Source organism: Planktothrix paucivesiculata PCC 9631 (assembly GCF_900009265.2).
GTDB classification, from domain to species: domain Bacteria; phylum Cyanobacteriota; class Cyanobacteriia; order Cyanobacteriales; family Microcoleaceae; genus Planktothrix; species Planktothrix paucivesiculata.
The window spans coordinates 78,912-84,991 of record NZ_LR735017.1; the positions used below are offsets into that span (position 1 = coordinate 78,912).

Annotated in this window: 4 protein-coding genes; 3 read left to right on the forward strand and 1 reads right to left on the reverse strand. The window is 40.7% G+C overall.

The features are described from left to right. Positions 1 to 3: 3 nt before the first annotated feature. Positions 4 to 855, reverse strand: a complete 852-nt coding sequence (locus tag PL9631_RS14210; protein ID WP_083621302.1) for a hypothetical protein — start codon at positions 853 to 855, stop codon at positions 4 to 6. A 293-nt stretch (positions 856 to 1,148) separates the two neighbouring features. Between PL9631_RS14210 and tilS the strand changes: the two genes are divergently transcribed. From tilS to PL9631_RS14225, 3 genes are all read left to right on the forward strand, one after another. Next, positions 1,149 to 2,165: a tRNA lysidine(34) synthetase TilS gene (gene tilS, locus PL9631_RS14215; RefSeq protein ID WP_083621304.1), complete on the forward strand. Its 1,017-nt coding sequence runs from the start codon at positions 1,149 to 1,151 to the stop codon at positions 2,163 to 2,165. Between the two features lie 92 nt (positions 2,166 to 2,257). Continuing rightward, positions 2,258 to 2,791: a zinc ribbon domain-containing protein gene (locus PL9631_RS14220; protein ID WP_083621305.1), complete on the forward strand. Its 534-nt coding sequence runs from the start codon at positions 2,258 to 2,260 to the stop codon at positions 2,789 to 2,791. Positions 2,792 to 2,856: 65 nt separating this feature from the next. Next, the gene (locus PL9631_RS14225; protein WP_083621307.1) at positions 2,857 to 6,000 is read left to right on the forward strand and encodes a transglutaminase family protein; all 3,144 of its coding nucleotides are present in this window, start codon (positions 2,857 to 2,859) and stop codon (positions 5,998 to 6,000) included. Positions 6,001 to 6,080: the final 80 nt, after the last annotated feature.

Here is a 6,080-nt window from a genome sequence, read left to right on the forward strand (position 1 = left end):
ATTTTATCCTTTTTTTCTCATGCGTTTAACCACTTGCATTGCAATTTGATTGCGAATAAAACGCAGGGGGGTTTCCTGGGTTCCATAGCTTTGCAATTGAGTATTAGGATCTAATAAAATTTGCTTAATACTGTAGCCTGGTTTGTTCGGATCAATAGTGCCTTGCAGGGCAAATCCAAAACTTCCAGGCCGCCAAGATTCGGAAGCAAAAGGTAGGGGATCGGTTCCGGGTAAAATTTTGAATCCCTTGGCTTGGGCTTGTTTAAAATAAATCGGTTGACTCCAAAAGGTGGGACGACCTCCGTTGTCACCCAGGAACAAAGGAAAGGATTCTTTTTGTTCTAATAAACGGTTAATAATTGTGCCCCGTTCCCCCATCCATTTCCCGAAACCCCAAGGAAGAACGGGAATACCGCCGTTAGAAATAACTTGTTGAATAGTGGTTTCAATGGGTAAACCTTCGGCAAATTCTTCGGCAGTTAATAGGGCGAGAACTTCTAAATTTTCAGCCGTGACAATTTGACGACCCGCAAATATAAAAATACCCTGTCCCGTTGAATGTTTGGCGTAGACAGAGCAGTTTTCTTCCGTTTTAAACAGATTCCAATTTTTTAAACTTGGGTCAGAATTTTCGTCTTTCTGAGTCAAATGAATCAGTTTCTGGAAATAATGATCCTGGGAAGTTTCTGTTAAAAACATCAGGGCTGTTTCTGCTTGCGAATAACCGGATTTTTTAGCGGTGGCATTAAAATTTTTTAATGCTGCATCCAAAAATTCCTCTAGGTCATAGCAGTCATAAATATGAACGTGAGCGTCAGCCCAAATCCTTGAGTTTGGATGAGTTGAAGTTACCATAAATCAATATTTCAAAGTCCAATCCAGATTGAATCTGCTAATAATATACCCTGTTTCCCTAGCTGCTTTATTTTAACGGTGTTTTTCTGTGGGCTTTTGTTATTTTGCAAGGATAAAGGGATGGGTGCTATCTGAGCTAGGTGTTGATTCTAACCTCTAGGCTTCGTAAAAGTCAGGGGGGTTTTGTGAAGAATTAAGACATCTTAGTTGTATTTATGTAAAGATTTTGTAAAGTTAGGACGCTCAGAGGCTTCTAAATCCTGTTCTCAGCAATTTGCCTATTCCTTGTATTCATGTCTAATCTTTCCCCGTGGACTTTCTTACATACCCAACTCCATCGTACCCTGCGTTCTCGCCGAATTTTACCTGCATCTCAACGGTTATTAGTGGCGGTATCGGGGGGACAGGATTCTTTATGTTTAATTCAATTATTATTAGATTTACAACCTAAATGGCATTGGCAAATTGCCATGGTTAATTGTGATCATCGTTGGCGTTCTGATTCTCAAGCTAATGCCGATTATATTGAACAATTAGCTAATTATTGGCAGATTCCCTTTTATCGAGAAACTGCTGCTATTATTCCCGCTACAGAAGCCGCCGCTAGGGAATGGCGTTATCAGGTTTTAACTGAAATTGCTCAAAGCCATAATTATGCCTATATTGTTACAGGTCATACCAAAAGCGATCGGGCGGAAACTCTACTTTATAATTTAATTCGAGGCAGTGGTTCCGATGGTTTACAAGCCTTAACTTGGCAACGTCCTCTGGATTCAAGATCAACAAATTCGATCACTTTAGTTCGTCCTTTATTAGACATTACTCGGGAACAAACCGGGAATTTTTGTCAAGAAAAAGCCCTAAAAATTTGGGTAGATAGTACCAATGATGATTTACACTATGCTCGCAACCGGATTCGTCACGAAGTTTTACCCTATTTACAAACCCATTTTAACCCCCAAGTCGAATCCCATCTGGCTCAAACCGCCGAATTATTGCGATCGGAAGTTAACTATTTAGAAGAAGTAACAGAAACCCTATTTCAACAGGTTGTATTCTGGGAAAATGACAGTCAAAACCCATTAAAAATTAATCGTTTAGTCCTGCGCCAAACCCATGAAGCAATAAAACGTCGAGTTAGTCGAAAAGTCTTAGAAAAAGTAATGCAAAAATCTGCTAATTTTGAACAAATTGAAAAATTAACTGCTTTAATTGATGCCCCAAACCGGACTCAAACTGACCCTTTTCCTGGGGGGGCGATCGCAATTGTTGATGGAGAATGGATCGTTTTTAATTTTTTCTCTGAGTAGTTTCTAATACAATTGTTAAGAAACTCTATCCTTTGAGAAACTCAACCCTACAATGCACAATAACACTATAGAGTTGACAAAGGAGCCTTCCTATGGCCTATGTATGCCAGCTAGGGGCAGGTCAAAGCGTTTATTTAGAAAATCAGGGCGCACAAACTGTTGTCACCTTGATTAGCAGTGGCCCTGGACAACAGCAACAAGCCAGCAGCAGTTTTGCAACGGGCGTTTGGACGTCACCTCCCCAGGTGTTTCAAACTCCCCACGGGATGGTACTCAAAGTGACATCCGAACAAGGCGAAAGAATGTTACAAATTCAAGGGAGTAGTGTTAGTTTCATGGGTGAAATTCCCTTGGCGACAGACTCTGAGCAACTAACGGTTCAAGAAGTCACCAGCTTACCTGTTTCGCCGAGAATAGAACCGATGAAACCCATGGAACCGATGAAACCCATGAACCTAAAAATGGGGGATATGGAGATGAGCATGAACCCGATGTCCATGCGAATGGGCAATATGGAACTGGGCACGGGTTCACCGGCGGCGGCTGCCAAGTCTTTTTGTAGTCAATGTGGAACATCGGTAAAACCGGAAGACCGATTTTGTTCTAATTGTGGCCATCAGTTGTAAGAAAATGTAGAGACGTGCCACGGCGCGTCTCTATTGGTGAGCAGTTAACATTTTATCTCGAAAAAATGTCTATTAAAGTTAGTCTTAACCATCAGATTTCCTATCAGTTTGAACGTCCGGTGATTATTGGCCCTCAGACCATTGGCTTGCGTCCTGCTCCCCATTGTCGGACACCAATATTAAGTTATGCCCTGAATATTTTCCCCTGCGACTATCAACTAACCTGGTTACAGGATCATGATGGGAATTTTTTGGCTAAGGTTAACTTTCCCCAAACCAGCGATTATTTTAAAATTGAAGTAGATTTAATTGCCCAAATTCAACCAATTAATCCCTTTAATTTTTTAATTGAAAGCTACGCGACCAACTATCCTTTTGAATATGAACCGCGTCTAGCTAAAGAACTCAGTCCATTTTTAGAGATTACCGAATCGGGAGAATTACTAAAAAATTGGGTAGAAATTCATCGTCAACAGGATATTTATACTTCTAATTTTTTACTAGATTTAAGCCAAAAACTATCCCAAGATATCGAATATCAAATCAGATTAGAACCTGGAATCCAAACCTGTGAAGAAACCCTAAAGAAAAAAATTGGTTCCTGTCGAGATACGGGATGGTTATTCGTACAAATTTTACGCCATTATGGATTAGCCGCTCGATTTGTTTCAGGATATTTAATCCAACTAACTAATGATATTCCCCCCCTAGATGGAGCACCGGGGCCAGTTTATGACAATGGGGATTTACACGCCTGGGCGGAGGTTTATCTTCCGGGTGCGGGTTGGATTGGACTTGACCCCACCTCGGGTTTAATGACTGCTGAAGGTCATATTCCTTTAGTTTGTGTGGCTGACCCCCAGGATGCGTCGCCAGTCCAGGGAACTATTGAACCCTGCGAGTCAAAACTAGACTTTTCGGTAACGGTTTCTCGTTATCACGAAATCCCAAGAGTGACAAAACCTTATACCAAAGAACAATGGCAAAAAATTAATGATTTAGGGGAAATTGTTGAAGATAATTTACAGCGTTTAAATGTGGGTTTGACCATGGGGGGAGAACCCACTTTTGTTTCAATTGATGATTTTGAATCTTCCCAATGGCGGGTAACGGCATTAGGAGAAGAAAAGCGCAAAATTGCCGGGCAATTGCTGAACAGATTAGAAGCTAAATTTGCTCAAAAAGGTGGACTACTCCATTATGGGTTAGGAAAATCCTATCCCGGCGAATCCTTGCCCCGATGGGCTTTAGGGTGTTATTGGAGAAAAGACGGAATCCCCCTATGGCAAAATCCCGACCTCTATGCTTGCGAGGATCAAGATGGTAATTATACCTCAAAAAATGCTGAGATTTTTATTGAATATTTAGTTAGAAATTTAGGTGTTAAATCCGATTGTATTATTTCAGCCTATGAACCCAATTCTAATATTATAGCTGGATATACATTACCGATTTTATCCATTACTAAAGGAGAAAATATTTATTGGAGTAGTTGCCAGTGGCGACTTCCTAACCCGAATAAAATAGAACTTTTAACCGGAAGTTCTCCCATAGGATTTCGTCTGCCTTTAAGTTCTTTAAATTGGCAAAATGATCCACTAGAACAGGAAGCCATTCTTCCCCTAACCCATGCCCCGATTATTTCCAGTTTTAAGCCATTAGAATCTGCAATTAATTCGATTCGGGTGGCTTTAAGTGTGGAAGTTAGACAGGGAAAAATTTACGTTTTTCTACCTCCAATTTCTTCCCCTAGAAGTTTTGTTGATTTAGTTACAGCGATTGAAAATACCACCGCCCAACTCAAATATTCAGTCCTAATAGAAGGATATACGCCCCCAGTTAATACAGGAATAATCGGATTTCAAATTACCCCAGACCCGGGAGTAATTGAAGTTAATATTCATCCCGCCTCTAACTGGCAAGAATTAGTCGAAATTACCACTATTTTATATGAAGAAGCCAGATTATCCCGTTTAGGAACGGAAAAATATTTATTAGATGGACGACGAATTCCCACCGGGGGAGGAGCCCATGTTACCCTAGGTGGAAAAACGGTTTATGATAGTCCCTTATTACGTCGTCCCGATTTATTAAGAAGTTTAATTACCTATTGGCAAAATCACCCGTGTTTATCGTTTTTGTTCTGTGATTTATTTGTTGGGCCAACGAGTCAATCTCCCCGCGTGGATGAAGCTAGACACGAAAGTTTATATGAGTTAGAAATTGCCTTTCAACAGTTAAAACCTGAAGCTCCTCTTCCACCTCAATTAGTGGATAGATTATTAAGAAATTTATTAATTGATATTACCGGAAATACCCATAGGTCGGCTTTTTGTATTGATAAATTGTACCCGATTGAAAACCCGAGAAATCAATTAGGATTATTAGAATTTAGGGCTTTTGCCATGCCTCCCCATCCCCAGATGAACCTCTTACAAATGTTATTAATTCGGGCGTTAGTGGCTTGGTTTTGGGAAAAACCCTACACCCATTCCTTAATTCGTTGGGGTACGACTCTCCATGATCGATTTATGTTACCCCATTATTTAGGAGAGGATTTAAAAACCATTATTGAGGACTTAAAAACCGTTGGTTATCACTTTGATTTTGCTTGGTTTGCTCCTTTTTTTGAATTTCGGTTTCCCCGCTATGGAGAAATTATTAAAGAGGGGGTAGAATTAGAACTGCGTCATGGAATTGAACCTTGGCACGTTTTAGGAGAAGAAACCACATCGGGAAACACGGCGCGTTATGTGGATTCCTCCATGGAACGGGTACAAATTTTATTAAAAAATGCCCGAGGAAATTCTGCTAATATTGATAGTTATTCGGCTCGATATATTGTTACCTGTCAGGGTCGTCCCGTACCCTTAAAATCCACGGGAAATCCGGGGGAATATGTAGGGGCGGTCAGGTTTCGGGCGCGACGCTATACCTCTTTATTACATCCTTCGATTGCTCCCCATGATCCCTTGATTTTTGATATTGTTGATACTTGGTCAGACCGTTCCATTGGGGGTTGTACCTATTTTGTCAGTCCTCCGAATGGCAAAACCTATCAACAATTTCCGATTAATCATCGAGAAGCAGAAGGTCGAATGTTAGAACGATTTGTCGCCATGGGTCACACATCTGGATTGATTAAAGTTGCGCCTTTAAAATTAAATCCTGAATACCCTTTAACTTTAGATTTGCGCCAAATTCCCTAACATTTCTAGGACTTACGCAGAATACCCAATTATACACCATCTGTAGGGGCGAACGGCCGTTCGCCCCTACTAGATATGGT